The sequence below is a fragment of the Delftia deserti genome, from assembly GCF_042653485.1.
In the GTDB taxonomy this organism is placed as follows: Bacteria; Pseudomonadota; Gammaproteobacteria; order Burkholderiales; family Burkholderiaceae_C; genus Comamonas; species Comamonas acidovorans.
This window is the reverse complement of the sequence record NZ_JBHSIH010000001.1, coordinates 1,401,417-1,428,282: the sequence shown is the minus strand read 5'-3', so window position 1 is coordinate 1,428,282 and position 26,866 is coordinate 1,401,417. Positions and strand designations below refer to the sequence as shown.

The window sequence follows — 26,866 nt, the reverse complement described above, 5'->3', positions numbered from 1 at the left end:
TCAGGCGGCCGTGGGGACGGCGCTGGATTCGCCGACCTGAACGCACGAGCAGCATTGCGCGGGCAGATCCAGCCAGCGCGATGCGGCCGATTGCAGGGCCTGCAGCGATCCCGTGGTCATCAGCTGGACCTGGCCCTCTGCTGCGGGCAAGGGGCCTGATTCGCTGGCCAGGGTGCCCAGGCGGTCAAGCACGCGCCGCGTCTGGCGAGCTACCGGGGCACCTGTGTCGATGAACTGGATGTCCGGCCCCAGCAGCGTGCGCAACTGCTCGCGGGCGAATATGTAGTGGGTGCAGCCCAGCACCAGGGAATCCATCTCACCCGTCTTCTGTCCGAAGCTGCCCAGGGCATTCACATACCTGGCGCACAGTTGCGCCACCTCGGTGGCCATGGGGTCGGCGGGAACGGGTTGCTCCGTGCTTTCCTCGATGGCCTTGGCCAGTCCGTCGCAGGGCTGGACATGGAATTGCACGCGCTGGCCATGGTCGGCCACCAGGCGTGCAAAGCGTGCGCTGCCCACCGTGCCGCGCGTGGCCATCACGCCCACGTGGCCGGTCTGGCTCGACAGCGAAGCGGGCTTGATGGCGGGCTCCACGCCGATCAGGGGCAGTTCGGGCATTTCGGCGCGCAGCATGTCCACGGCCGCTGCCGTGGCCGTGTTGCAGGCGATCACCAGCACCTTGATCTGGTGCTGCTCACGCAGATGGCGCGCAATGGTGCGCGTGCGCTGCTGCACGAAGGCGTCGCCGCGTGCGTCGCCATAGGGTGCATTGCCGCTGTCGGCCAGGTAGACGAAGCGCTCATGCGGCAGTTCATGGCGCAGCGCCTGCAGCACGCTGAGGCCGCCGATACCGCTGTCGAAGACGCCGATGGGAGAGGCCGGGGAGGTCATGTGCAGATCCGGATAAAGGCTTTTGGAGGCGGCGCCCAGTATGCCCGCTCGGGCGCGTTCATGCTGCGCCCATGGCTTGCTGCTGCAGCCATTGGGCCTGTGTCAGGCGATACAGGCAATGCCTGCGCAGCGCGTGGCCTGCGGGCACCTCCGGATGGTCGAAGTCATGTGCCTCGCGCTCCATGCCCAGGCGCTGCATCACGGCCTGCGAACGCAGGTTGGACAGCGCGGTGAACGAGACGATGGACTCCAGATGCAACCCGCTGAAGCCGTGCTCCAGCGCCGCCCGCGCGCCCTCGCTGGCCAGGCCCTGGCCCCAGAAAGGCCTGGCGAGCCGCCAGCCGATTTCCACGCAGGGCGAGAACGGCAAAGACGCGGCGGGAGTGTGCAGCCCGATGAAGCCCATGAACTCGCCGCTGGCAAGGTGCTCTGCCGCCCAGAAGCCCCAGCCGCGTTCCTCGATCAGTGCCTGGATCCTGTCTGCCATGGCATCGCTTTGTCCACGGCTGAGCAGTGCCGGAAAGTGCTCCATGACCTGTGGGTCGGCATTCAGCGCGGCAAAGGGCTGCCGGTCGCCGGCCTGCCACTGGCGCAGTATCAGGCGCGGTGTCCGCAGGGTCGCTACAGGGGAATGTGTGGTGGTCATGGTTGGAGAGGGCGCTGCAGTACCAGCAGATAGGCGGCTGCATGGCCGTGGAAGGAGTGGGGGATGAAGCCTGCCTCGCCTGCCAGCTTTTCCACGCTGGTGCGGCGCTGGAAATGCGGGTCGAAGACCAGTTCGGCCACGGCCAGCAGGCCGCCGGGGCGCAGGCTCTGGAATACATCGGCCAGCGCGGCCTGGCGGTTCGGGATCTCTCCCAGCACGGCGGCCATCACGGCGCGGTCGTGCTGCCCGGCTGCGAGCTGCCCCTGGCCCAGCGCAGCCGCCTGGGTGCGCACGTTCTCCAGCCCCTGGGCATGCGCCTTGGCAGCCACCTGTTCGAGCATGGCAGGCTGCAGGTCCACGGCCAGCACATGGCCCTGGGCACCGACCGCACGGGCCAGCGGCAGGGTGACGCGTCCCGGGCCGCAGCCCGCATCCAGCACCTTCATGCCTGGTTGCACCTGCAGTTGTCCGACGATGAAGGCGGCCTTGTTGCTGGCCGCGAAGGGGTTGTCGAGTTCGACCATCCAGCGCAGCCAGGAGGGGCAGGGCAGGACATGGCGGCGGGAGGACAGGCGCCATGCCATGCTGGTCACGGCCAGCAGGGCGATGAGGACGAGCGCGATGGTCATGTTGAATGGGCAGTGGGGCAGTGGGGCAGTGGGGCAGTGGGGCAGTGGGGCAGTGGGGCAGTGGGGCAGTGTTGCAGGCAGCGGGCAGTCTGTCACAAATGCCCGCACCAATGAAAAGACCGCCCGAAGGCGGTCCCTTTGCGCTCGACGCCGGCTTCAGGCCGAAGCGATCTCAATCGTCTTGAACTCGCCGGATGCGATGCGCTTTTGCCATTCGGCCGGGCCTGTGATGTGGGCGCTGGTGCCGCCGGCATCAACGGCCACCGTCACGGGCATGTCCACCACGTCGAACTCGTAGATGGCTTCCATGCCCAGGTCCTCGAAGCCCACGACCTTGGCGTTCTTGATGGCCTTGGACACCAGGTAGGCGGCGCCGCCCACGGCCATCAGGTAGGCCGACTTGTGGTTCTTGATGGACTCGATGGCCACCGGGCCGCGCTCGGCCTTGCCGATCATGGCGATCAGGCCGGTCTGCTCCAGCATCATGTCGGTGAACTTGTCCATGCGGGTGGCCGTCGTGGGGCCTGCGGGGCCCACGGCTTCGTCCTTGACCGGGTCCACCGGGCCGACGTAGTAGATCACGCGGTTGGTGAAGTCCACGGGCAGCTTCTCGCCCTTGGCCAGCATGTCCTGGATGCGCTTGTGGGCGGCATCGCGGCCCGTGAGCATCTTGCCGTTGAGCAGCAGGGTGTCGCCGGGCTTCCAGCTGGCCACTTCTTCCTTGGTCAGGGCGTTGAGGTCCACGCGGCGCGACTTGTTGTAGTCGGGCTCCCAGTCGATCTTGGGCCACAGGTCCAGCGAGGGCGCGTCCATGTAGACCGCGCCGGAGCCGTCCATCACGAAGTGCGCGTGGCGCGTGGCCGCGCAGTTGGGGATCATGGCCACGGGCTTGGAGGCCGCGTGCGTGGGGTACATCTTGATCTTGATGTCCAGCACGGTGGCCAGGCCGCCCAGGCCTTGCGCGCCGATGCCCAGGGCGTTGACCTTCTCGTACAGCTCCAGGCGCAGTTCCTCGACCTGGTCGAGCTTTTCTCCGCGCGCGGCCTTGGCCTGCAGCTCGTACATGTCCAGGTCTTCCATCAGGCTTTCCTTGGCCAGCAGCACGGCCTTCTCGGCGGTGCCGCCGATGCCGATGCCCAGCATGCCCGGCGGGCACCAGCCCGCGCCCATGGTCGGAACGGTCTTGAGCACCCAGTCCACCAGGTTGTCGCTGGGGTTCATCATGATCATCTTGGACTTGTTCTCCGAGCCGCCGCCCTTGGCGGCCACAGTCACGTCCAGCTTGTCGCCGGGCACGATCTGCACGTTGATGACGGCAGGCGTGTTGTCCTTGGTGTTCTTGCGCGCGAACAGCGGATCGGCCACGACCGAGGCGCGCAGCGTGTTCTCGGGGTGGTTGTAGCCGCGGCGCACGCCTTCGTTGATGGCGTCTTCCAGGCCGCCCGTGAAGCCTTCCCAGCGCACGTCCATGCCCACCTTCAGGAACACGTTGACGATGCCGGTGTCCTGGCAGATCGGGCGGTGGCCCGTGGCCGACATCTTGGAGTTGGTCAGGATCTGGGCCATCGCGTCCTTGGCCGCCGGGCTTTGCTCGCGCTCGTAGGCGCGGGCCAGGTGGGCGATGTAGTCGGCGGGGTGGTAGTAGCTGATGTACTGCAGGGCGCCTGCGATCGAATCGATCAGGTCCTGCTGGCGGATCGTGGTGGTCATCGGTGGGGTGTCTTTTTTGATCGGGGGAACAGGGGGAGGGGAATCCCGGGGGCGATTATCGGCGCTGCAGGGGGAAAAGTGCACGCAATGGGCGCAGTCTTGTACAAGAGTCGAGGGGTTTGGCTGGACAAGCCATGCCTGGCGACACCGCTGTGGGGGATGGATGCGAGGGGTTCCCATTTACGGAGTTACCATGAGCGGGTTTTTGCCATTGCGGCCCTGCCAGCCAGACATCCCCGAGCCACGTCCTGCGCGGCCCGCCGACCTGCCTCCAGCCAACTGCGCCGCGTTGTTTTCACCAAGGAGTCCATACCAATGACCGCGACCCGCCAGGAAAAAGACACTTTCGGACCCATAGCCGTCCCCGCAGACAAGCTCTGGGGCGCGCAGACGCAGCGCTCGCTGCAGAACTTCGACATCAGCGGAGAGCAGCAGCCGCGCGAGATCATCCACGCGCTGGCCCAGGTCAAGAAGGCCTCGGCCACCGTCAACCACAAGCTGGGCCTGCTGGACGAGAAGAAGACCCAGGCCATCCTGGCCGCCGCCGACGAGGTGATCGCCGGCAAGCACCCGGACGAGTTCCCGCTGGTGGTCTGGCAGACCGGCTCGGGCACGCAGACCAACATGAACGTCAACGAGGTGCTGGCCAACCGCGCCAGCGAAATCCTCGGTGGCGAGCGCGGCGAAGCGCGCCTGGTCCACCCCAATGACGACGTGAACAAGAGCCAGTCGAGCAACGACGTGTTCCCCACCGCCATGCACGTGGCTGCCGTCACGGCCATCGAGCAAAAGCTGCTGCCCGCCATTGCCCTGCTGCGCAACACGCTGCAGGCCAAGAGCGAGGCCTATGCCGACATCGTCAAGATCGGCCGCACCCATCTGCAGGACGCCACGCCGCTGACGCTGGGCCAGGAAATCTCGGGCTGGGTGGCCCAGCTGGCCCATGGCGAAAAGCATGTGCGCGCCGCGCTGCCGCACCTGTACGAGCTGGCGCTGGGCGGCACGGCCGTGGGCACGGGCCTGAATGCTCCCAAGGGCTATGCCGAGGGCGTGGCGGCCGAGCTGTCCCGGCTCACCGGCTACCCGTTCGTGACGGCGCCCAGCAAGTTCGAGGCCCTGGCCTCGTGCGACGGCCTGGTCCACGCCCACGGCGCGCTCAAGACGCTGGCCGCCAGCATGATGAAGATCGCCAACGACGTGCGCTGGCTGGCCTCGGGCCCGCGCAGCGGCCTGGGCGAGATCTCCATCCCCGAGAACGAGCCCGGCTCGTCCATCATGCCCGGCAAGGTCAATCCCACGCAGAGCGAGGCTGTGACCATGCTGGCGGCCCAGGTCTTCGGCAACGATGTGGCCATCAACTTCGGCGGCGCCTCGGGCAACTTCGAGCTGAACGTGTTCCGCCCCATGGTCTCCCACAACTTCCTGCAGAGCGTGCGCCTGCTGGCCGATGGCATGAAGAGCTTCAACGACCACTGCGCCGTGGGCATCGAGCCCAACCGCGAGCGCATCACCGAGCTGGTGCAGCGCTCGCTGATGCTGGTGACGGCGCTGAACCCGCACATCGGCTACGACAAGGCGGCCTACATCGCCAAGAAGGCGCACAAGGAAGGCTCCAGCCTGCGCGAAGCGGCTGTGGCATCGGGCCACCTGACCGGCGAACAGTTCGACGCCTGGGTGATCCCTGCCAAGATGGTCGGCAATCTGTAAGACCTGCTGATGCAATCAAAAAGGGGAGCCGATCGGCTCCCCTTTTTTTGCTTCATGGCCTGGCTCAGTTGTCCGCCTGCGGGCGGCGCACGGTGCGGAATACGTACTTGAGCGCGTCGCCGATGGTGCTTTCCCAGACCGGCCATTCATGCTTGCCGTTGACGATGCGCAGCTCGGCAGGCTGCTTGTTCCTGCGCAGCTGGGCGTAGAGCTGGGCGGCGTCGGACTCGATCATGAATTCATCGTCGTCGCCCGAGTTGATGTACATGGGCACGCTGATCTTGCGGGCGAGAAAGCTGTCCCACAGCACAGGGTAGTTGTAGCTTTTCCAGACGGTGGTGCTGTACTGGCCGCCCGTGTTGGGTTCGGCAAAGACCTTGACCGAGCGTGCCGAGGAATCGGCGGGCGGCTCTGGGTTGTAGATGGCGGGGCTCAGCAGGGCGGCGGCCTGGAATTTCTCGGGGTACTTGAGCACGTAGCGCAGCGCGCCGTAGCCGCCCATGGACAGGCCGCCGATCACGCGGCCATCGCGGCTGGTGAGGGTGCGGTACTTTTTCTCGACATGGGGGACGAGGTCCTGGAAGAAGGCCGTCTCCATGGGCTCCTTGAGGTCCACGTACCAGGTCGTTCCCGCGTCGGGCATGACGATGATGGCGGGCGGGATCTCGCCGTTCTGGATCAGTTGGTCCACCGTGCGCAGCAGGCTGCCCTTGACGGGCCAGTCGTTGCGCTGGCCGTCATTGCCGTGCAGCAGGTACATGACGGGGTAGCGCAGCCTGGACTGGGCGTCGTAGCCCGTGGGCAGGTAGACGTTGTAGGTCCAGCTGCGCTGCAGCGTGGCGCTCTTGAACTCGGCGGCCTCGATGGAGCCGGCCTGGGCTGCTGTGCCGGCCAGCAGCGCGGCGGCTGCCAGCGTGCCGGTGGCGGCCTGGCGCAGGACGATGGAAAAGGAAAGTTGGCGCATGTTTTTGTCTCCTGTGGTCCGTGGCAGTGGCCACGGCTGCGCCAATGTAATCGAGGCCCTGGCTCCGCCTGCGCTTTGCGCGGCCGGGCCGTCGCCTCGGGGACCATGGCCCTCAGCCGGACTGCCCTCAGCCGGGCGCACGCTGCGCGTGGCGCAGCGCACCACGAAAGCCCAACTGCCCCACCACGCAGGCTACGACCAGGGCGAGCGCGGCCGACAGCGCCGGGTTGCTGCCCAGGCTGGCGCCCAGCGTGCACAGGCCGCCCACGGCCATCTGGGTGCTGCCGTAGACCCCGGCGGCCGAGCCCGTGAGGCGCGGATGCACGCTGAGCGCGCTGGCCAGCGCCGCAGGGCTGGTCAGGCCCGAGCCCAGCGCGAACAGCACCATCAGCGCGACCACGATGGCCGGCGTGAGCTGGTTGCACAGGGCCAGCAACAGCAGCATGGCCGCGCTGGCCAGGCTCAGCAGATTGCCGTTGAGCATCAGCCGCTCCAGGGGCCAGTGGCGTATCAGCTGGCGGGCAAGCGCATTGCCCGCGGCCATGCCGCCCATGAGCAGGCCCAGGTAGATGGCCACTTCATGCTTGGTGGAATGCAGTTGCTCGATGAAGACGAAGGGCGCCGCCGCCAGGAAGGCATAGATGGACGTTGTGGCGCAGCCGCCGCCCACGGCAAAGCCCACGAAGGCCGGGGAGCGCAGCAGGCTGCGGTAGTCGTCGCGGATGGTGCCCAGGTGCAGGCGGCCCGTGGGCTGTCCGGTTTCGGGCAGCAGCTTCCAGATGCCGAAGGCCGTCACGCCGCCGACCACGGCCAGCGTGCCGAAGATGGCGCGCCAGCCCAGGGCGTCGTCGATGGCCGAGCCGATGGCCGGCGCGATGCCCGGGCCGATCATCATCATCAGGTTGAGCAGCGCCAGGCTACCGACGGCGTTCTCGGGCGTGCTCGAATCGCGCGCAATGGCGCGTCCCAGGGCCAGGCCCGCGCAGCCGCCCAGCGCCTGGAGCAGCCGCGCGCCGATCAGCCAGGGGGCGGACGGGGCGAGAAAGGCCGCCAGGCTGGCCAGCGCATAGAGGATGAGCCCTGCCAGCAGCATGGGGCGGCGCCCCAGGCTGTCCGACAGCGGGCCGTAGACCAGCTGGCCCACGCCCAGGCCCAGGATGTAGACCGTGATGGTCAGCTGCATCTGGCTGGCGCCGGCCTGGAGCTGGCGTGCCGCATCGGGCAGGGCGGGCAGGAACATATGCATGGCCAGCGTGCCGACGATGGTCACGATCACCAGCAGCCATAGCGGAGCCTTGCGGCTGGCCGCTGTATCGCCTTGCACCGGTGGTGGCAGCGAAGAGTGCTCGGGCGCCATCTCAGCGAGCCTGCTCGTCGTGCAGGTCCGCGTCTGAGGCGGGCTCGGCGGCCATGGCTTGCAGCAGGCGCTGCAGCGTGGCGTAGGCCGCCTCCAGTTCCTCGGGCGGCACGGCGCCCAGCACCTGGGCACGGGCCTGCTGCAGCAGGCCCTGCACGGCTTCGACCTGGGCATGGCCGGCTGGCGTGAGCTGGATTTTCCTGACGCGGCGGTCGCTGTCGTCCACGCGCTCTATCCAGCCTTGGGCGGCCAGGCCGTCCACCAGCCGTACGACGGAGGAGCTGTCCAGCGCAAGGGAGTGGGCCAGATCCTTCTGGCGCATGGCGTCAGGGGAACGCGCCAGATGCATCAGCGGCATCCACAGCGCCTGGGTCAGCCCCATGGGCGCCAGCAGTCGGTCCAGCGTGCGGCGCCACTGCTTGTTCACCTGGCCCAGCGTGAACATGAAATGCCGCTGCACGCTCGCGGCATCGGCCTGCGCGGGCAGGGACTGGTCGGACTGGGAGGACATCGTGGTATTCAAATAGTTGACATTCCAATTATCTGCATGTCAACGATATCGTTCCCGGAGTCTCCCGATACATCCGCAGGCGCCAGGGTTTTGGCTCCCGCACCGCAGGCCGGGCTTACATGCCCAGCGACTTGAGCAGTTCGTCGGTGTCGGTACTGGCGGGCGGCGCGGGCGCTGCGGCCGGGGTGCTGGCGGCGGTCTGGGCCATGAGCGCATCGGGATCGGGGCGCTCCTGGGGCTCGAAGTCCACGACCTTGATGAACTCGGTGCGGTCCATGGCCAGTTCAAGATAGAAGATGTTGTTGTTGCCCGTGTAGAAGGTCACGCGACGCGCCTCGGGGGAGTCGAGGTTGGCATCCACGCTGAGGTTGACCTGCTTGTTCAGGCGGATCATCTTGGGCTGGCTCTGGGTGATGTAGGTCTGAAGCTCGCGCTGGACCTTGCTGGTGAAGTCGCCCACCACCTGGTTCATCAGCTCGCCCATGACGTTGCTGACATCGTCCGAGGTATAGGAGGTGGCCAGGTCATCCTCGCCCATGCCCATGCTCAGCATGTAGCTGCGGTACAGCTCCATGGCGGCGGCGGCCGAGAAGTTGATGATCACCAGGCCCGAGAAGCCACCGTCCACCAGGACAAAGCAGCCGATATCGGGCTTGAGGCTGGTCTTGGTGATGCGTTGCACCATGCCCGAATACTGGATCTGGCACTGCGTGGCCACCTGGAGCACGCGGGATACCGAATTGCAAAGGCTGATCAGCACGTCTTCCGTGCCATGGACGATGGGGTGTTGGGGCTGGTTCATGAGGTCAACGGGACAAAATTGTGAGCGATTATGGGTGCAAGTCCGTTGTTGCGACCATTTGTAACCTCGAAGGCGTATTCTGGATGCCGGACCTGGCTGCCCGCCGGTCTGCACCCTTGATGCAACGGAGGTTTGGACGATGAGAGCACAGCAGCATCTGATCCGGGTTTCGCTGGCCGCACTGCGTCCCACGCAGATGACCATAGGCGCCGCCGAAGTGCAGGCCAAGCGCGCCCAGTGGGGCCGTCTCAAGCGCAAGGAGCGCGAAGGCGTTCTGGCATCGCACTGGTTCCCGGCCGTGCTGGGGCCGCAAGGCCTGCACTACATCGTCGACCACCACCACCTGGGGCTGGCGCTGACGCAGGAGTCCGTGGACCAGGTCTGGGTCATGCAACTGGCCGATTTCAGCGAGGCCGATCCGCTGATGTTCTGGCGCCTGATGGAGTTCCACCAATGGGCCCATCCGTATGACGAGCGCGGCCGCCGCTGCGACTGGGCCAAGATGCCCGAGCAGCTGGACCGCCTGCGCGACGACCCCTACCGCAGCCTGGCCGGCGCCGTGCGCAAGGCTGGTGGCTATGCCAAGGACACGGCGCCCTTTGTCGAATTCCTGTGGGCCGATTTCTTTCGCACGCGCTTCGCCACCAAGGACCTGCGCAGCGGCAAGGGCGATGTGGCCTTGCCCGAGCAGGCCCTGCACGAGGCCCTGGGCCTGGCGCACGGCGCCGAGGCGCGCTACCTGCCGGGCTGGTCCGGCGTCGTTGCTCCGCAATCCTGATGCGTGCGCCCGGCCTGCCTGCCTTGGCCGATTGGGGCGCCGGCCTGTCCATCGCCGGCCTGTTGCTGCCCGAGGCCGTGGCCTATTCCGGCATTGCCGGCCTGCCGCCGCAGGCCGGGGTGATTGCGCTGTTCGCCGGGCTGCTGGCCTATGGCCTGCTGGGGAGCAGCCGCTTCGCCATCGTCTCGGCCACATCCTCCTCTGCCGCCGTGCTGCTGGCGGCCACGGCGTCCATGGCCGGCACCTCGCCGCAGCAGCGCATGCTGCTGGGCGTGGGCATCGTGCTGCTGACGGGCCTGTTCTTCGTGGTGGCGGGGCTGGCGCGGCTGGGCGCGGTCTCCAATTTCATTGCCAAGCCCGTGCTGCGTGGCTTTGCGCTGGGGCTTGCGCTGACCATCGTGGTCAAGCAGATCCCGCATGCCGTCGCCTTCCAGCCCGTGCATGGCGATCTGCCGCGCTTTGTCTGGGAGCTGCTGGCCGGCTGGCGCCACTGGAATGGAGCGGGTCTGGCCATGGCCGTTGCGGCACTGCTGCTGATGCGTGCGCTGGCCCGCTGGCGTGGCCTGCCTGCGGCCTTGCTGGTGATTGCGGCCGGCATTGCGCTGGATGCGGGCGGCTGGTGCGCGCGCTGGGGCATTGCGGCCGTGGGGCCGATACGGCTGGATTTCTCCAATCCCGGCATTCCCTCGCTGCACCGCGCCGAATGGCTGCGCCTGGGTGAGCTGGCCTTTGCGATGGCGCTCATCCTCTATGCCGAGTCCTATGGCTCCATCCGCAGCTTTGCGCTGCGCCACGGCGACCGCGTCGATGCCAACCGCGACCTGATGGCGCTGGGCGCGGCCAACCTGCTGTCGGGCGTGTTCCATGGCATGCCCGTGGGCGCGGGCTACTCGGCCACCTCGGCCAACGAGGTGGCGGGCGCGCAAAGCCGCGCTGCAGGCCTGGTGGCCTGCGCCGTGGTGGGCCTGGCCGTCTGGCTGCTGCTGCCCTGGATAGAGCGCACGCCGCAGCCGCTGCTGGCCGCCATCGTCATCCACGCCGTGGGCCACACGCTGAACCCTGCCGCGCTGCGACCTTACTTCGCCTGGCGGCGGGACCGGCTGATCGTGGTGCTGGCGTTCCTTGCCGTGCTGGCGCTGGGCGTGCTCGACGGGCTGCTGCTGGCCATTGCGGCCAGCCTGCTCATGCTGCTGCAAACGCTGTCGCGCTCGCATGTGAGCTGGCTGGGCAGGCTGGCAGACACGCATGACTTTGTCGATGTCGCACGCCACCCCGACGCGGTGGTGCCGGCCGGCCTGCTGATCGCGCGGCCCGAGGCACCGCTGTTCTTCGGCAATGCCGACCCGGTGTTTGCGGCCATCCGCGAGCGGCTGCAATCCCTGCCTTCGCCCTGCGGCGTGGTGCTGAGCCTGGAAGATTCGGCCGATCTGGATGCCACCAGTGTCGAGGCGCTGTGCGACTTCGCGGCCCAGTTGCAGCAACTGGGCGTGCCGCTGGCCCTGGCCCGCGTCAAGGACCCCGTGCGCGACCTGCTGGCGCGCGTGGGCAATCCGGCCTTGCCGCCCGCCAGCTATGCGGGCTGGAGCGTGGACGACGCCGTGCGCCAGTTGCAGCTCCCTGCGTGATCCCTGCCCCGGTGCAAGGCCTCGGCCCGCAGCCTGCGTGGACTCGCGCACGATATTTGGCTGCAACCGGTGCAAGCCGGGTGCCAGGCCTGCTGGCCGACGCATCCGCAGGCGCATCGTGGCGGCCAAGGCCATCCTGCCCAAAAAGCCCGCCGAGGCGCGCATTTGGAAGGGGTTGCCGCAAGAGTGTCAGCAGAGACTCCCTTCCCTGGCCGTTTTCAGCGTTCAGCGGGCTGCCGCGCGGGCCTGTTCCAGCCAGCCGTCGAAGGTCTTCTGGTGGGCCTTGATCCAGCCGTCCACATGGCGGTTGATGTCCGAGGGCTTGTTCTGGCCCTGGCTCATCATGTGATTCTGCGCACTGATGTCGCCCACGGGCAGCTGCATCAGCTCGAACAGCTTGCCGGCGTCGGGATGCTTGTCGGTGAAGGCCTTGTTGGCCACGATCTGCTGCTTGTTCACCACGAAGCCGTAGTTCTTGCCGTTGGGCAGCTTGGTATCGAACTTGGCCTGCTCGCCGGGCAGCGAGGAGAAGGGCACCTCCAGCCACACCACGTCCTTGCCGGGCTTGAGCACGTTGCTCACCCAGTAGGGCGTCCAGGTGTAGTAGAGGATGGGCTTGCCGGCCTTGTAGCGCGAGATGGTGTCGGCGATCAGCGCCGAGTACGTGCCCTGCTTGTGGGTCACGGTGTCGCGCAGCTTGTAGGCCGTCAGGTGGTGCTCGATCACGGCCTCGCAGCCCCAGCCCGGCGTGCAGCCGGTGAGGTCGGCCTTGCCGTCACCGTCCGAGTCGAACAGCTTGGCGATCTTGGGGTCCTTCAACTGGCCGATATTGGTGATCTTGTATTCGTCGGCCGTCTTCTTGTCGATCAGGTAGCCCTGGGCGGCGTTGTCCGAGTAAACGCCCTTGCGGAACAGCTTGGCGTCGCCGCCCGCGTTCTTGTAGTAGTCGGCGTGCAGCGGGTTCCAGTGCGTGGCCAGGAAAGTGGCGTCGCCATTGGCAATCGCCACATGGGCCGTGGGGTACTCGACTTCCTGGAAGGGCTGCACCTCGTAGCCCAGCTTCTCCAGGGCCTTCATGACGATCAGGGTCTGGAAGCTTTCTTCGGCGATGGAGCTCTTGAGCGGCGACACCTTCACGCCTTTGCCGGGCTGGTCGCTGGCGGCCGATGCGCCTGCGCAGGCCAGTGCGATGCCGGCAGCCATCGTGGCGGTGCGCAGCCAGTGGCTGGGGGTGGTCGCTTGCAGTCGGTTGTGGTTCAGGGCTTGGTTCATCCTCGGGTTCCTCCGTTGTGTGATGAAAGGGGAGTGGGCGGCCAGCGTGGCTGACCGCTTTTCGGGAAGGCGGCGCGGCAGTGGGCCCATCCGCGCCGCAGTGAAGGCATTCAGCTGGTGCTGCCGCGGTGGACCGGCTTGTTGCCGGCGCCCAGCAGGCGGGCCACACAGCCGGCGGGGCCGCTGTGCCACCAGCGCGCACCGCCGCGGGTCGTCTGCCCCATGGCCTGGGTGATGCGGTCCAGCACGATGGCCAGCAGCACGATGCCCAGTCCACCCACGGTGGCCAGGCCCATGTCCAGGCGGCCGATGCCGCGCAGCACCATCTGGCCCAGGCCGCCCACGGCGATCATGGAGGCGATCACCACCATGGACAGCGACAGCATCAGCGCCTGGTTCACGCCCGCCATGATGGAGGGCATGGCCAGCGGCAGCTGCACCTTCCACAGCAGCTGCCAGGGCGATGCACCATAGGCGCGGCTCGCTTCGATCAGGTCGGGGCGCACCTGGCGGATGCCCAGGTTGGTCAGGCGGATCAGCGGCGGCAGCGCGAAGATGATGGTCACGATCACGCCGGGCACGTTGCCGATGCCGAACAGCATCACCACGGGCACCAGGTAGACGAAGGCCGGCGTGGTCTGCATGGCGTCGAGCAGCGGGCGTGTCCAGCGCTGCGCACGGTCGCTGGAGGCCAGCAAAATCCCCGCAGGCAGGCCGATGACCATGCAGAACACCAGCGAAGTCAGCACCAGGGACAGCGTCACCATGGCCTCGGGCCAGATGCCCAGCATGGCGACCACCACCAGCGAGACGGCGGCGCCAATGGCCATGGCGCGGCCCGCGAACTGCCAGGCCACCAGGGTCAGGACCAGGACCAGCAGCGGCCAGGGCAGGGCCAGCATGGCATCGGTGATGCCCGACAGCGTGCCGTCGATGGGCGTGCGCACGGCCTGGAAGAAGGGGCGGAAATGGTGGACCACCCATTCCAGGCCGCTGTTGATCCAGCCCTGCACGGGCAGGCCGTCGGTGGTCAATTGGTGCCAGAGGCTGGCATGGGCGTCGTCGGGAACGCCCGAGCCGGCCGAGGCGCCCAGCCAGTCACCGCCTGCGGCATCACCGCCGCTGGCGGCGCCCCAGGGATCGGCCGAGGCATCGGGCGCCGGCGTGGCGGCGGTTGCCCAGGGATCGGCGCTTGCAGGCGCTGCAGAGGCTGCGGAATCGGTGGAAGCAGGGGCGGCGCTTGCACTAGCGCCTGCACCGGCGCTTGCATCGGCCCAGGGATCGGTGGCGGCAGCGGCGGTGTTCGGGTTCAGGCTGTTGGTTGCATCGCTCATGCGGCATCTCCTTGTCGTTGTTCGATCGGCTCCACGGTCGGCGCGACGGTGGGGGCGACGGTGGGGGCGTTGGAGGCCGGGAAATGCGGGTTGAGCGTGACCGGCGGCACGATCTCCTGCGGCGGCGGCACGGGCGGCGTGTCGCGGTCCAGGAAGCGCAGCATGGTGGTGCGGCTGACCACGCCCATGAACTGGCCGTCGTCGCTGGTCACCGGCAGCGCGCAGGGCGCGGCGGCCACGGGGCCGAACAGCTCGGCCACCGGCGTGCCTGCGGACAGCGGCTCGACGTTGGGCAGGAAGGCGTGGCTCAGGCCCAGCATGCCCGGGCGGCCATGCAGTGCGTCGCGCAGCGATTGCGAGGACACCACGCCCAGGAAGCGGCGGCGCGCGTTGACCACATAGGCGTAGTCGCGGTCCGAATCCTCCAGCAGGCGCTGGGCCGCGCGGCAGCCGCGGTCGCTGTGCTCGGACACCACGGTCAGCGCCTGGCGCGCGATGTCGCCGGCCTTGAAGACCGAGGCCGCATCCACGCCGCGCACGAAGCTGCGCACATAGTCGTCGGCAGGGCTGCGCAGGATCTCGTCGGGCGTGCCGACCTGGATCACCTGGCCATCCTTCATGATGGCGATGCGGTCGCCGATGCGCATGGCCTCGTCCAGGTCATGCGAGATGAAGACGATGGTGCGGCGCTGGATCTGCTGCAGGCGCAGCAGCTCGGACTGCATCTCGGTGCGGATGATGGGGTCCAGGGCCGAGAAGGCCTCGTCCATCAGCAGGATGGACGGATCGGACGCCAGCGCCCGGGCCAGGCCCACGCGCTGCTGCATGCCGCCCGACAGCTCGTCGGGGTAGCTGGCGCCCCAGGCGCCCAGGCCCACCTGCTCCAGCGCGGCCTGGGCCTGTGTCTGGCGCTCGGCCTTGTCGGCGCCGGCCAGCTCCAGGCCGAAGGCCGTGTTGTCCAGCACCGTCATGTGCGGCATCAGCGCAAAGGACTGGAACACCATGGAGATGTCCTTGCGGCGAAGGGCGCGCAGGTCGCGCTCGCCCAGGGCATTGATGTCCTGGCCATCGACCACGATGCGCCCGGCCGTGGGCTCGATGAGGCGGTTGAGCATGCGCACCAGGGTGGACTTGCCCGAGCCCGACAGGCCCATGACGACGAAGATCTCGCCGGCCTCGATGGTGAAATTGGCGTCGAACACGCCGATGGACTGGCCCGTGCGCTCCAGGATCTCCTGTTTGCTCAGGCCCTGTTGGACGAGGTCGAGTGCGGTCTTGGGGTCGTCCCCGAACACCTTGAACACATGATCGATGATGATCTGCTTGGCCACTGTGGCGTTCTCCTTTTGGGTGAGATGGAACACAGTCCAGCGTCCTCGACGGGCGAAGACGCTGGCGCGCAAGCCAAAAATGAAGCCCTGATGCCGTTCGCTGCAGGGGACTGCCGTCCCCCGTTGCTGGGATTCAAACAGGTGCGAAAGCACCCGAGGCGGCTCGGATGGCACGCGAAGCGGTGCGCAAGAGCCAGAAGTCGAGAGCAGCCGGCGGTGAGGCGCGCGGTGTCTCAGTCGGGCATCGTGGCTGAAGATCAGCCAGCGCGATGCCCCACAACATCAGGACCGAGTTTCGGCCCGGTTGACGGGGCTGTGCCGGAAGCACAACGATCCGCCGGGGTATATCGGCAGGCCGTGAAGACGGTGCCGATGACCTGCTTGGCAGGTTGTAAAGAAGCTGAAATTATATAAAACAGGTTTTACTGCGTCAAAACGCATGAGCCGAACAAGGCCTGTTTTGGGCTGTTTCAAGCCCTTGGGGGCTGCAATCGGGCCAGTATTTGCTCACTTAATGAGAGCGTTGAGGCCATGATTTGCAAGGCATATGCTGTCATCGATGAATAAAATCGGTCAAGCGTCAGCTTGAGGAAAGCTTCAGGCCCGATCTGCGGCAAAAAGCGTGCCTGGCGCGCTGGCCGGCCGGGCGCCAGAAGGTGTCCGACCCGTTGCCTGCGCCCGCCCATGAAAAAAGCCCCGCGGCGGCTGGCGCTGCGGGGCTTTGGTGCGGGATGCCGCCGGCTCAGTGGTTGCTGGCCGTGCTGTTGATCAGCTTGTCGGTATAGGCGATGGCCAGGGCGCTGGCCAGGAAGGTGACGTGGATGATGGTCTGCCACATCAGCACCTTGACGTCGTAGCTGCCCGCGTTGATGAAGGTCTTGAGCAGGTGGATGGAGCTGATGCCGATGATGGACAGGGCCAGCTTGACCTTGAGGATGGAGGCGTTCACGTGGCCCAGCCACTCGGGCTGGTCGGGGTGGCTGTCCAGGCCCAGGCGGCTGACGAAGGTCTCGTAGCCGCCCACGATGACCATGATCAGCAGGTTGGAGATCATCACCACGTCGATCAGTGCCAGGACCACCAGCATGATGATGGTCTCGTTGAGCGCGCCGATGGGCGCATCGTGCTTGTAGCCGATGCTGGTGATCAGGGCCTGCAGCGCCTCCTGGTTGCCGAAGGCGGCCTCGATCAGGTGCCACAGCTCGAGCAGGAAGTGCCAGACATAGACACCCTGGGCGGCGATCAGGCCCAGGTACAACGGCAGCTGCAGCCAGCGGCTGGCGAAGATCAGGGAAGGCAGGGGACGCAGGGGGGAGCCGGGGGCTCGATTGGAGTTTTGCTGGCGGGCCATGGTGGTCGGTCGCGCTTGTCTGGTGTGGGAGCGTGGATGGGAGGGGACAATGGCCGTGGAAAACGGGCGCGCGATTTTAGCGGTGAAACAGGCCAGTGCCCGTGACAGCCGGGAACTGCGGGGAATCCCCAGGTCGGCGCGCCCAAGGGGGTTTCAGTCAGTGGCATGTAAGACCGGCCCCCGACAGTCGCACCACAATTTTTATTTGGCCAGCCCAGGAGACAAGCAAGCATGAGCACTGCAACAGCATCCCCCATTGAATCGGTACTGGTGGAGAACCGGGTCTTCCCGCCGCCGGCCGACTTTGCCGCCAAGGCCCGCATCTCCGGCATGGAGCAGTACCAGGCGCTGTGCGCCGAGGCCGAGAACGACTACCAGGGTTTCTGGGCCCGCCTGGCCCGCGAGAACGTGGTCTGGTCCAAGCCCTTCACCCAGGTGCTCGATGACAGCAACCCGCCCTTCTACCGCTGGTTTGCCGATGGCGAGCTCAATGCCAGCGCCAACTGCCTGGACAAGCACATGGGCACGGACGTCGAGCACAAGACGGCCATCATCTTCGAGGCCGACGGCGGCGAGGTCACCAAGGTCAGCTACCGCGAACTGCTGGAGCGTGTCTCGCAGTTCGCCAACGCGCTCAAGGCCCAGGGCGTGCAAAAGGGCGACCGCGTCCTGATCTACATGCCCATGACCATCGAGGGCGTGATCGCCATGCAGGCCTGCGCGCGCATCGGCGCCACGCACAGCGTGGTGTTCGGCGGCTTCTCGGCCAAGGCGGTGCAGGAGCGCATCGTGGACGTGGGCGCCGTGGCCGTGATCACCGCCAACTACCAGATGCGCGGCGGCAAGGAGCTGCCGCTCAAGGCCATCGTGGACGATGCGCTGGCGCTGGGCGGCTGCGAGGCCGTGCGCCATGTCTTCGTCTACGAGCGCACGGCCACGGCCTGTGCCATGACGGCAGGCCGCGACAAGACCTTCGGCGAGATCCTGGCCGGCCAGAGCACCGAGTGCGCGCCCGTGGCCGTGGATTCCGAGCACCCGCTGTTCATCCTCTACACCAGCGGCTCCACGGGCAAGCCCAAGGGCGTGCAGCACTGCACGGGCGGCTATGTGCTGTGGGCCAAGCAGACCATGGAGTGGACCTTCGACCTCAAGCCCAGCGACGTGTTCTGGTGCACGGCCGACATCGGCTGGATCACGGGCCACACCTACGTGGCCTACGGCCCGCTGGCCGCTGGCGCCACGCAGATCGTGTTCGAGGGCGTGCCCACCTTCCCCAACGCGGGCCGCTTCTGGCAGATGATCGAGCGCCACGGCTGCACCATCTTCTACACGGCGCCCACGGCCATCCGCTCGCTGATCAAGGCGGCCGACAGCGATGCCGCCGTGCATCCGAAGAACTCGGACCTGTCCAGCCTGCGCCTGCTGGGCAGCGTGGGCGAGCCCATCAATCCCGAAGCCTGGATGTGGTACCACCGCAATGTGGGCGGCGAGCGCTGCCCCATCGTGGACACCTTCTGGCAGACCGAGAACGGCGGCCACGTGATCGCCCCCATGCCCGGCGCCACGCCGCTGGTGCCGGGCTCTTGCACGCTGCCGCTGCCGGGCATCATGGCCGCCATCGTCGACGAGACCGGCCATGAACTGCCCAACGGCGCAGGCGGCCTGCTGGTGGTCACCAAGCCCTGGCCCAGCATGATCCGCACCATCTGGGGCGACCCCGAGCGCTTCAAGAAGAGCTACTTCCCGGCGGAACTGGGCGGCCAGACCTATCTGGCAGGCGACGGCGCCGTGCGCAGCGAGGACCGTGGCTACTTCCGCATCACGGGCCGCATAGACGACGTGCTCAATGTCTCGGGCCACCGCATGGGCACGATGGAGATCGAGTCGGCCCTGGTGGCCAAGACCGACCTGGTGGCCGAAGCCGCCGTGGTGGGCCGCCCCGATGACCTGACCGGCGAGGCCATCTGCGCCTTCGTGGTGCTCAAGCGCTCGCGCCCCACGGGCGAGGAGGCCAGGCAGATCGCCAAGGAACTGCGCGACTGGGTGGCCAAGGAAATCGGCCCCATCGCCAAGCCCAAGGACATCCGCTTTGGCGAGAACCTGCCCAAGACGCGCAGCGGCAAGATCATGCGCCGCCTGCTGCGCTCGATTGCCAAGGGCGAGGCCATCACCCAGGACACGAGCACGCTGGAGAACCCGGCCATCCTCGACCAGCTGGCCGAGACGAACTGAGGGCGGACACGCCCGCCATGAAGAACCGGAGCACAGGCTCCGGTTTTTTCTTGGCTGGACTGCGGGCGGCGCGCTGTCTTGCAGTCCTATTTTGTGTGGGCCGACAGCTCAGGCATGATGGCTGCAGTACAACCGAAGCTGTTGCTTTCACCACTGCCGAGGGAGGCGTTGCACCATGAATCTGAGAACCCTGTCGCTGCTGATCACCGTGGCCCTGATTGCGCTGCTGGCGGCATTCAACTGGAACACGCTGGCCGCGCCGTCCGTCGTGTCGCTGGGCGTGACCGAAGTCCAGGCGCCGCTGGGCGTGCTGATGCTGGCGCTGACCTGCCTGCTGGGCGTGTTCTTCGTCGCCTATGTGCTGTGGCTGCAGGGCTCGGTACTGATGGAGGCGCGCCGCCACGCCAAGGAAATGCAGGCCCAGCGGGACCTGGCCGACAAGGCCGAGGCCTCGCGTTTCACCGAGCTGCGCACCGTGCTGGAAGACCTGCATGCGCGCGACAAGGAAGTGCTGATGGCGCGGCTGGACGGGCTGGAGGCCCACCTGGTGCAGCGCGCCCAGGAGTCGGACAACAGCACGGCCGCCTATGTGGGGCAGCTGGAGCAGCAGGTTCGCCTGTACCAGCAACCCGGCGCAGGCGCACCGGACTACAGGTAGGCGGCCCGCGCCCGGATTCACGGGCGGACCATGAAAAAAACCGCGCTACTTGCGTTGCGCGGTTTTTTCGTTGCGGGCCCCGAGGCGGGGGGCGGGCAGGTCAGTGGAACTTACTTCAGAGACAGCACCCAGGCGGCCAGCTTCTTGGCGTCGGCATCGTTGACCTGGGGGTTGGCGGGCATGGGAACCGGGCCCCAGACGCCGCTGCCGCCCTTCATGATCTTGGCAGCCAGCTTGTCCACCGCGTCCTTCTGGCCTGCGTACTTGGAGGCAACATCCTTGTAGGACGGGCCCACCAGCTTCTTGTCCACGGCGTGGCAGGCCATGCAGTTCTTGGAGGCGGCAAGAGCCTGGTCGGCCATGGCGGGAGCCACGGCGGCGACGGTCAAGGCCAATGCGATCAATGTCTGCTTCATCATGAGTTCCTGGGGTTGTCGGGAATAATTATGCGGAGCATTGTAGTGGGCGCGCATATCTGATGCGTTACCTCGTGTGAAGCACCGTCTGGTGAAGGAGAAGTTATGTATCTGTTGGGAATCGCGGTCTTGCTTACCCTGCTGAAGTTGGCCGATATCGAGCCTGTGGCCTCCTGGTCCTGGTACGTCATCCTGGGCGCCTATGGCGTGACGGCAGCCTGGTGGGCCTGGGCCGACATGTCGGGCTATACCAAGCGGCGCGCGGCCGACAAGATCGAACAGCGGCGCCTGAAGCGCATCGAAAAGAACAAGGAAGCCATGGGCACGGGCACACGCTCGCGCCGCTGAGGGGCCCTGAACGGGTGGTGCAGGCTTCGCAGCAGGCGATGCCTGGGGTCTGCAAAGGGGCAGTCCATGCCGGCCGGGGCATTCCTGGGGCCCAGCGGTACGGCGGGCGCTGCGCCATAATCTTCGCCCAGACCCTGGCCTTCCCCACAGGACCAGGGATGGACCGAGACGACAGACAACTGGATTCCCCATGCCCGCATACCGTTCCAAGACTTCCACCGGCGGCCGCAACATGGCTGGTGCGCGCGCCCTGTGGCGTGCCACCGGCATGAAGGATGGCGACTTCGACAAGCCCATCATCGCCATCGCCAACTCCTTCACGCAGTTCGTTCCGGGCCACGTGCACCTCAAGGACCTGGGCCAGCTGGTGGCGCGCGAGATCGAGGCCGCAGGCGGCGTGGCCAAGGAATTCAACACCATTGCCGTGGACGACGGCATCGCCATGGGCCACGACGGCATGCTGTATTCGCTGCCCAGCCGCGACATCATCGCGGATTCGGTGGAGTACATGGTCAACGCCCACTGCGCCGACGCGCTGGTGTGCATCTCCAACTGCGACAAGATCACCCCCGGCATGCTGATGGCCGCCATGCGCCTGAACATTCCGGTGATCTTCGTCTCCGGCGGCCCCATGGAAGCGGGCAAGACCAAGCTGGCCAATCCCAGCACGCACAAGCTGGAGTTCAAGAAGCTGGACCTGGTCGATGCCATGGTGATCGCGGCCGACAACAACTACACCGACGAGCAGGTCGCCCAGGTCGAGCGCTCGGCCTGCCCGACCTGCGGTTCCTGCTCGGGCATGTTCACCGCCAACTCCATGAACTGCCTGACCGAGGCGCTGGGCCTGTCCCTGCCCGGCAACGGCACGGTGCTGGCCACGCATGCCGACCGCGAGGAACTGTTCAAGCGCGCCGGCCGCCGCATCGTCGAGCTGGCCCGCGAGTACTACGAGCAGGAAGACGCCTCCGTGCTGCCGCGCTCCGTGGGCTTCAAGGCCTTCGAGAACGCGATGACGCTGGACATCGCCATGGGCGGCTCCACCAACACCATCCTGCACCTGCTGGCCATTGCCCGTGAAGCCGAGATCGACTTCACCATGGCCGACATCGACCGCCTCTCGCGCTCCGTGCCCCAGCTGTGCAAGGTGGCGCCCAACACGCAGAAATACCACATCGAGGATGTGCACCGCGCCGGCGGCATCTTCGCCATCCTGGGCGAGCTGGCCCGCGCCGGCAAGCTGCACACCGACGTGCCCACCGTGCACGCCAAGACCCTGGGCGAAGGCCTGGCGCAGTGGGACATCACCACCACCGAGGACGAGGCCGTCAGGCACTTCTACCTGGCAGGCCCGGCCGGCATTCCCACCCAGGTGGCCTTCAGCCAGAACACGCGCTGGCCCAGCCTGGACCTGGACCGTGCAGAAGGCTGCATCCGCTCCTACGAGCATGCCTTCTCCAAGGAAGGCGGCCTGGCCGTGCTGACGGGCAACATCGCCCTGGACGGCTGCGTGGTCAAGTCGGCCGGCGTGGACGAAAGCATCCACGTGTTCGAAGGCACGGCCCACGTGACCGAGTCGCAGGACGAGGCCGTGCAGAACATCCTGGACGACAAGGTCAAGGCCGGCGACATCGTCGTCGTGCGCTACGAAGGCCCCAAGGGCGGCCCCGGCATGCAGGAAATGCTCTACCCGACCAGCTACATCAAGTCCAAGGGCCTGGGCAAGGCCTGCGCACTGCTGACCGACGGGCGCTTCTCGGGCGGCACCTCGGGCCTGTCCATCGGCCACTGCTCGCCCGAGGCGGCCGCTGGCGGCGCCATCGGCCTGGTGCGCAACGGCGACCGCATCCGCATCGACATTCCCAACCGCAGCATCAACGTGCTGGTCTCCGACGAGGAGCTGGCCCGCCGCCGTGCCGAGCAGGATGCCAAGGGCTGGAAGCCCGCCCAGCCGCGTCCGCGCAAGGTCTCGGCCGCACTCAAGGCCTATGCCAAGCTGGTGATGTCGGCCGACAAGGGCGCCGTGCGCGACCTGTCCCTGCTGGACGACTGACACCGGGCCGCACCGCCGCCCGGCGGTGCGCACCCGATGAAAATGAAAAGGGATGGAAGGCCTTGCGGCTTTCCATCCCTTTTTCTTTTCTTCTCTCAGGCCCTTCTTGAGGGCTCTTGCTACTTCGCGGGGCGACCGGCTTGCCGTTTCATCGTGGCTGCCGGTTCGGGTTTTCATCGTGGAGCAAACAGCCCACTCTCATTTATGGGAAGTGCCTGAAAAACTGGCGCGGCCAAAACAAGGGACAGCGAGCCAGGGCCGCCCCGCCGCGAGGCTGTCGTCCCCCTCCCGCGAAGCGAGAGAGGGGGAAGGCGCGAAGCGCCTCAGGGGGAGCTTCATTCAGGCCGGCTCACCCATCTTGCTTTGCAGGTAGTTGGGCAGGCCGATCTTCTCGATCAGGCCCAGTTGCTTCTCCAGCCAGTAGGCGTGGTCTTCTTCCGTGTCGCGCAGCTGGGCCAGCAGCAGGTCGCGGCTGTTGAAGTCGCTGTGGCGCTCGCACAGCGCCATGGCCGAGCGCAGGCTGTCACGCACGCGGTATTCGGTGGCCAGGTCCTTGCGCAGCATCTCTTCGACGGTCTCGCCGGGCGTGAACTCGTGCGGGCGCATGTCGGGGCGGCCGCCCAGGAACAGGATGCGGCGCAGGATGGCGTCGGCGTGCTGGGTTTCCTCTTCCATCTCATGGCCGATGCGCTCGAACAGGCGCAGCAGGCCCTGGTCTTCGTACTGGCGCGAGTGGATGAAGTACTGGTCGCGCGCGGCAAGCTCGCCGCGCAGCAGTTCTATGAGGCATTCGATGACTTCTGGCTGGCCTTGCATGTTCTTCTTCTCCTGACTGTGTTGAACACCGCAAGTATCGCGTGAACACCGGGATCGGCCAAAACGCCTGCCGCAATTCCCCGTGGGCCGCGCATTGCATGCATGCGCGACGCAGAAGCATTCGCATCGCGGCAGGCTGGCGGGAGGCGGAGCTAGGGTAAACGCTGTATTGCGGGCTTCAATAATAGTTATTTATCATAACGATTATGGAGCCGAAGCATCGGTGTCCAAAACCCCATTTCCCCTTTGCACAAGGAAGCGCAATGAGCACCGAACGTACCGAAGAACAGACCGTGTCCTGCACCGTCACAGGCCGCGTGGCCTGGGTGAAATTCAACCGCCCCGAAAAGCGCAACGCCATGAGCCCCCAGCTCAACCGCCAGATGATGCGCGTGCTCGACGACCTGGAGTTCCGTGACGACGTGGGCGTGGTCGTGCTTGCAGGCGAAGGCACGGCCTGGACGGCCGGCATGGACCTGAAGGAATACTTCCGCGAGACCGAGGCCACCGGCCTGGCCGGCACCCGCAAGGCCCAGCGCGAGAGCTATGGCTGGTGGCGCCGCCTGCGCTGGTTCCAGAAGCCGACCATTGCCATGGTCAACGGCTGGTGCTTCGGCGGCGGCTACGGCCCGCTGTTCGCCTGCGACCTGGCCTTTGCCTCGGATGACGCCAAGTTCGGCCTGTCCGAAATCAACTGGGGCATCCTGCCCGGTGGCGGCGCCTCCAAGGTGGCGGTGGAGCTGCTGTCCTTCCGCCGTGCCATGTACCACGCCATGCTGGGCGAGAACATCGACGGCCGCACGGCCGCCGAGTGGGGCCTGGTCAATGAGTCGCTGCCGGCCGATCGCCTGCAGGCCCGCGTCACCGAAGTGGCCGAGGCCCTGCTGCAGAAGAACCCCAGCGCCCTGAAGGCCACCAAGGACGCCATCCGCCGCGTGCGCGACATGAGCTACGACAACGCCGAGGACTATTTGGTGCGCGCCCAGGAAGCCGCCAACAGCTACGACAACGAAGGCCGCAAGGAAGGCATGCGCCAGTTCCTCGACGACAAGACCTACAAGCCAGGTCTCGGAACCTACGACTTGAGCAAGCAAGTCACCCCCTGAGGCGCTTCGCGCCTTCCCCCTCTCTAACTCGCTTCGCGAGGGAGGGGGACGACACCCTCAGTGCGGGGCGGCGCGGCCGGCTTAGGCCCTTCCTCGGTGTCCCTCGCTTGGGCAGCGTCCACCACGCGCGGTAGGCCTCCCAGCTTTAATCATTGGAGACAAGAATGACAACGACAGAGATGGCGGCCGCCGTGCGGCCCGACATCGGCAGGCTGCTGAGGCCGCGTTCCATCGCCATCGTCGGCGCCTCGGCCACGCCGGGTGCGCTGGGCGCATCGGTGCTGGGCAATCTGGAGCGCAACGGCTTTGCCGGCGACATCCACCTGATCAATCCCAAGCGCAGCGAGATCGCAGGCCGGGCGTGCCTGGCTTCGGTGGACCAGTTGCCCGAGGGCGTGGACGTGGCCGTGCTGGCCATCCCCCAGCCCTTTGTGCTGGACACGGTGCGCGCACTGGCGGCGCGCCGCGTGGGCGCGGCGGTGATCTTCTCGGCCGGCTTTGCCGAGGCGGGCGAGCGCGGCATGGCCGAGCAGCGCGAGATCGCGCGCATTGCCGCCGAGGCCGGCATGGTGGTGGAAGGCCCCAACTGCCTGGGCTGCATCAACTACCTGCAGCGCGTGCCGCTGACCTTTGTCGAGGTGAATATCGACGCGCAGCAGGTCGATGCCGCGCGGCCCGCGATCGGCGTGGTCTCGCAAAGCGGCGCCATGATGACCGTGCTGTGCACCACGCTGGCCAGCCGCGCGCTGCCGCTGTCGCACGCCATCTCCACGGGCAACGAGGCCGCCAGCCATGCCGAGGACTATGTGGACTTCCTGCTGGAGCAGCCCTCCACGCGCGTGGTCGCCATGATCGTCGAGCAGTTCCGCCAGCCCGCGCGCATCCTGGCCGCCGTGGCCCGGGCGCGCAGCCTGGGCAAGTCGGTGGTGCTGCTGCATCCGGGCAAGAGCAGCGCGGCGCGCGCCTCGGCCGCCACGCACACCGGCGCCATGGCCGGCGACTATGCGCTGATGCGCACCAAGCTGGAACGCGCAGGCGCCGTGTTTGCCGAGACGCTGGAGGAGCTGGGCGACATCGCCGAGATCGCCATCCGCTGCCCCGTGCTGCCATTCACGGGTTCGGCGGGGGCCGCAGGCGTGGCCGTGCTGGGAGAGTCCGGCGCCTTCAAGGCGCTGACGCTGGACTGGGCCGAGGAGCTGGGCCTGGCCCTGCCCGCCATCGACGACGACGACTCGCCCGCGCTGCGTGCGGCCCTGCCGCAGTTCGTGGGCGTGAGCAACCCGCTGGACCTCACGGCCCAGGGCCTGGTCGAGCCCGACCTGTATTTCCGCACGCTGGATGCGCTGTTTGGCGATGCGCGCTTTTCCACCATCATCGTCGGCCTGATCCAGGGCGACCCGGTGACCTGCGGCATCAAGATGCCGCCCGTGCTGCGCGCCGTGCGCGAGCTGCGGCCGGCCAAGCCCGTCATCGTCGCGGGCCTGGACGAGGGCGCGGCCGTGCCTGCCGAGTTCATCGCCGAGATGCGTGCGCTGGGCGTGCCGTACTTCCCCAGCACCGAGCGTGCCCTGCGCGCCGTGCAACGCCTGACCGCCTTCAGCCAGCGCAGTTTCGAGCGCACCGATGCCCGGCCCATCGCGCTGACCCTGCCCGCAGGCCGCACGGTGGTGCCCGAGTACGAATCCAAGGCCGTGCTGGCACAGGCCGGCGTGCCCTTTGCGCGCGGCCGGCTGGCCACCTCGGCCGAGCAGGCCGTGGCGATTGCGTCGGAGATCGGCTGGCCCGTGGCGCTCAAGGCGCAGTCCGCCGACCTCAGCCACAAAAGCGATGCGGGCGGCGTGATCCTGAACATTGCCGACGCGCAGGCCATGGGCGAGGCCTGGAGCCGGCTGCATGCGAATGTGGCCGCCTATGACAGCGCCATTGCGCTGGACGGCGTGCTGATCGAGGCCATGGGCCGGCGTGGCCTGGAGATGATCATCGGCGCGCGCAACGATCCGCAGTGGGGCCCGGTGATCCTGGCCGGCCTGGGCGGCGTGACGGCCGAGATCATGCGCGATGCGCGCCTGCTGGATGCCGACCTGTCCACCGGCGAGGTGCTGCGCGAGCTGGACCGCCTGCAGGGCGCTCCCCTGCTGCACGGCTACCGGGGCGCCCCGGCGCTGGACCGCCAGGCGCTGGCCGAACTCATCGTGCGCCTGGGCCAGGTGCTGCGCGGCACGCCGGCCATCCGCGAGATCGACCTCAACCCCGTCATCGTGCTGCCACAGGGGCAGGGCGTGGTCGCGCTCGATGCGCTGATGCTCGTCGAGCACAGCGCCGGCTGATGCCC

23 protein-coding genes are annotated in these 26,866 nt (G+C 67.2%); 9 read left to right on the top strand and 14 right to left on the bottom strand.

The window, feature by feature from the left end:
- The 4 genes from murI to ACFPFG_RS06765 all read right to left on the bottom strand — a co-directional run bounded on the left by murI (position 1) and on the right by ACFPFG_RS06765 (position 3,876).
- Positions 1–891 (bottom strand): glutamate racemase, encoded by an 891-nt coding sequence (gene murI, locus ACFPFG_RS06780; RefSeq protein WP_380105703.1) that lies wholly within the window; start codon positions 889–891, stop codon positions 1–3.
- 58 nt (positions 892–949) lie between these two features.
- Positions 950–1,537, bottom strand: coding sequence for a GNAT family N-acetyltransferase (locus ACFPFG_RS06775; protein WP_380105701.1), 588 nt, complete (start codon positions 1,535–1,537; stop codon positions 950–952).
- Positions 1,534–2,166 carry a class I SAM-dependent methyltransferase gene (locus ACFPFG_RS06770; RefSeq protein ID WP_183018542.1) on the bottom strand — a complete coding sequence of 211 codons (633 nt, stop codon included), beginning with the start codon at positions 2,164–2,166 and terminating at the stop codon, positions 1,534–1,536. Before ACFPFG_RS06770 ends, ACFPFG_RS06775 begins: the two co-directional genes overlap by 4 nt.
- Before the next feature lie 156 nt (positions 2,167–2,322).
- Positions 2,323–3,876 carry a fumarate hydratase gene (locus ACFPFG_RS06765; RefSeq protein ID WP_034391754.1) on the bottom strand — a complete coding sequence of 518 codons (1,554 nt, stop codon included), beginning with the start codon at positions 3,874–3,876 and terminating at the stop codon, positions 2,323–2,325.
- Between the two features lie 315 nt (positions 3,877–4,191).
- Here ACFPFG_RS06765 and fumC point away from each other — a divergent pair, with 315 nt between their 5' ends.
- Positions 4,192–5,583, top strand: a complete 1,392-nt coding sequence (gene fumC, locus ACFPFG_RS06760) for a class II fumarate hydratase (RefSeq protein WP_374620746.1) — start codon at positions 4,192–4,194, stop codon at positions 5,581–5,583.
- A gap of 64 nt (positions 5,584–5,647) precedes the next feature.
- On the opposite strand, the gene ACFPFG_RS06755 is transcribed toward fumC, so the two are convergent.
- From ACFPFG_RS06755 to ACFPFG_RS06740, 4 genes are all read right to left on the bottom strand, one after another.
- On the bottom strand, positions 5,648–6,547 hold the full coding sequence (locus ACFPFG_RS06755) for an alpha/beta hydrolase (protein ID WP_183018544.1): 900 nt from the start codon (positions 6,545–6,547) through the stop codon (positions 5,648–5,650).
- A 127-nt stretch (positions 6,548–6,674) separates the two neighbouring features.
- A complete protein-coding gene (locus ACFPFG_RS06750; RefSeq protein ID WP_183018545.1) occupies positions 6,675–7,904 on the bottom strand; it encodes a multidrug effflux MFS transporter in 1,230 nt (409 codons plus the stop codon).
- 1 nt (position 7,905) lies between these two features.
- Positions 7,906–8,415, bottom strand: coding sequence for a MarR family winged helix-turn-helix transcriptional regulator (locus ACFPFG_RS06745; protein WP_183018546.1), 510 nt, complete (start codon positions 8,413–8,415; stop codon positions 7,906–7,908).
- 115 nt (positions 8,416–8,530) lie between these two features.
- Entirely contained in the window at positions 8,531–9,217 is a 687-nt protein-coding gene (locus ACFPFG_RS06740; protein WP_183018547.1) for a DUF3334 family protein, read from the bottom strand.
- A 139-nt stretch (positions 9,218–9,356) separates the two neighbouring features.
- On the opposite strand from ACFPFG_RS06740, the gene ACFPFG_RS06735 reads away from it, so the two are divergent.
- Complete coding sequence (locus tag ACFPFG_RS06735) at positions 9,357–9,995, top strand: ParB-like protein (RefSeq protein ID WP_374620753.1); 639 nt, start codon at positions 9,357–9,359, stop codon at positions 9,993–9,995.
- Positions 9,995–11,620 carry a SulP family inorganic anion transporter gene (locus ACFPFG_RS06730; RefSeq protein ID WP_312378726.1) on the top strand — a complete coding sequence of 542 codons (1,626 nt, stop codon included), beginning with the start codon at positions 9,995–9,997 and terminating at the stop codon, positions 11,618–11,620. The genes ACFPFG_RS06735 and ACFPFG_RS06730 overlap by 1 nt, the downstream gene beginning before the upstream one ends.
- A 225-nt stretch (positions 11,621–11,845) precedes the next feature.
- Here ACFPFG_RS06730 and proX read toward each other — a convergent pair whose 3' ends face one another.
- The 4 genes from proX to ACFPFG_RS06710 form a co-directional block, all read right to left on the bottom strand.
- Positions 11,846–12,892: a glycine betaine/L-proline ABC transporter substrate-binding protein ProX gene (proX, locus tag ACFPFG_RS06725; RefSeq protein ID WP_312378728.1), complete on the bottom strand. Its 1,047-nt coding sequence runs from the start codon at positions 12,890–12,892 to the stop codon at positions 11,846–11,848.
- 110 nt (positions 12,893–13,002) lie between these two features.
- Positions 13,003–14,226 (bottom strand): glycine betaine/L-proline ABC transporter permease ProW, encoded by a 1,224-nt coding sequence (gene proW, locus ACFPFG_RS06720; RefSeq protein ID WP_183018550.1) that lies wholly within the window; start codon positions 14,224–14,226, stop codon positions 13,003–13,005.
- The gene (gene proV, locus ACFPFG_RS06715; protein ID WP_183018701.1) at positions 14,223–15,557 is read right to left on the bottom strand and encodes a glycine betaine/L-proline ABC transporter ATP-binding protein ProV; all 1,335 of its coding nucleotides are present in this window, start codon (positions 15,555–15,557) and stop codon (positions 14,223–14,225) included. The genes proW and proV overlap by 4 nt, the downstream gene beginning before the upstream one ends.
- Before the next feature lie 742 nt (positions 15,558–16,299).
- A complete protein-coding gene (locus ACFPFG_RS06710) occupies positions 16,300–16,908 on the bottom strand; it encodes a TIGR00645 family protein (RefSeq protein ID WP_012204594.1) in 609 nt (202 codons plus the stop codon).
- Positions 16,909–17,139: 231 nt separating this feature from the next.
- Between ACFPFG_RS06710 and acs the strand changes: the two genes are divergently transcribed.
- Positions 17,140–19,140: an acetate--CoA ligase gene (gene acs / locus ACFPFG_RS06705; RefSeq protein ID WP_183018551.1), complete on the top strand. Its 2,001-nt coding sequence runs from the start codon at positions 17,140–17,142 to the stop codon at positions 19,138–19,140.
- 175 nt (positions 19,141–19,315) lie between these two features.
- A complete protein-coding gene (locus ACFPFG_RS06700) occupies positions 19,316–19,798 on the top strand; it encodes a hypothetical protein (RefSeq protein ID WP_013803246.1) in 483 nt (160 codons plus the stop codon).
- 110 nt (positions 19,799–19,908) lie between these two features.
- On the opposite strand, the gene ACFPFG_RS06695 is transcribed toward ACFPFG_RS06700, so the two are convergent.
- Positions 19,909–20,214, bottom strand: coding sequence for a c-type cytochrome (locus ACFPFG_RS06695; RefSeq protein WP_183018552.1), 306 nt, complete (start codon positions 20,212–20,214; stop codon positions 19,909–19,911).
- 105 nt (positions 20,215–20,319) lie between these two features.
- Between ACFPFG_RS06695 and ACFPFG_RS06690 the strand changes: the two genes are divergently transcribed.
- Both ACFPFG_RS06690 and ilvD read left to right on the top strand, forming a co-directional pair.
- Complete coding sequence (locus ACFPFG_RS06690; protein ID WP_312378738.1) at positions 20,320–20,562, top strand: TIGR04438 family Trp-rich protein; 243 nt, start codon at positions 20,320–20,322, stop codon at positions 20,560–20,562.
- A 190-nt stretch (positions 20,563–20,752) separates the two neighbouring features.
- A complete protein-coding gene (gene ilvD, locus ACFPFG_RS06685; protein ID WP_183018553.1) occupies positions 20,753–22,612 on the top strand; it encodes a dihydroxy-acid dehydratase in 1,860 nt (619 codons plus the stop codon).
- A 339-nt stretch (positions 22,613–22,951) separates the two neighbouring features.
- Here ilvD and bfr read toward each other — a convergent pair whose 3' ends face one another.
- On the bottom strand, positions 22,952–23,428 hold the full coding sequence (gene bfr / locus ACFPFG_RS06680) for a bacterioferritin (protein ID WP_013803242.1): 477 nt from the start codon (positions 23,426–23,428) through the stop codon (positions 22,952–22,954).
- A gap of 263 nt (positions 23,429–23,691) precedes the next feature.
- Between bfr and ACFPFG_RS06675 the strand changes: the two genes are divergently transcribed.
- Both ACFPFG_RS06675 and ACFPFG_RS06670 read left to right on the top strand, forming a co-directional pair.
- Entirely contained in the window at positions 23,692–24,534 is an 843-nt protein-coding gene (locus tag ACFPFG_RS06675) for a p-hydroxycinnamoyl CoA hydratase/lyase (protein WP_013803241.1), read from the top strand.
- Positions 24,535–24,698: 164 nt separating this feature from the next.
- A complete protein-coding gene (locus ACFPFG_RS06670; protein ID WP_380105694.1) occupies positions 24,699–26,861 on the top strand; it encodes an acetate--CoA ligase family protein in 2,163 nt (720 codons plus the stop codon).
- The last annotated feature ends 5 nt before the right edge of the window (positions 26,862–26,866 follow it).